Raw genomic sequence first — 459 nt, 5'->3', positions numbered from 1 at the left:
TTCCGGGTGTTCGACGAAATTCGTGGTGCTGTCGATGACCCCGGGCACGAGGATCTTGTCCTCCGGGATCTCGGCCTTGCGGTCCCGGAATACCGTCCATTCGTGGGCATGGCGGGGGTTGGAGGTCTCGAACAGAAGCTGCTGCGCCGACACCCCCATGAGCGTGCCGAAGACCTTGTCCATGTCGATGTCGCAGACATGGGGTCCCTCGTAATTGCCCCAGCAGATATGCACCCGTACCCGGTCCGGATCGATCCCCGCAAGCGCGTGGTTCAGCGCCTCCACATGGGCGCCGGCGATCTTGATGAACTCATCATCGGTCAAGTCGTTGAAAAGCATGTGCCGCGACAGCGCGAGGTCCGGGCAGTCAAGCTGCAGGTAGAGCCCCGCCTCCACGATGGTGCGGTATTCCTCGGCCATGGCGTCGGCCAGCGCGGCAAGATACGCGTCCCGGGTGGG

1 protein-coding gene is annotated in these 459 nt (G+C 63.4%); it reads right to left on the bottom strand.

Annotated features, from left to right (window positions below; all coding sequences use genetic code 11):
* Nucleotides 1–459 (bottom strand): uroporphyrinogen decarboxylase/cobalamine-independent methonine synthase family protein (locus D4A39_RS17065; RefSeq protein WP_199699495.1); only part of this gene is annotated, 459 nt, incomplete at both ends.

The organism is Alcanivorax profundi (genome assembly GCF_003597125.1).
GTDB classification, from domain to species: Bacteria; Pseudomonadota; Gammaproteobacteria; order Pseudomonadales; family Alcanivoracaceae; genus Alcanivorax; species Alcanivorax profundi.
Note: the sequence above shows the minus strand (reverse complement) of the source record. Positions and strands in the feature narration are given on the sequence as shown.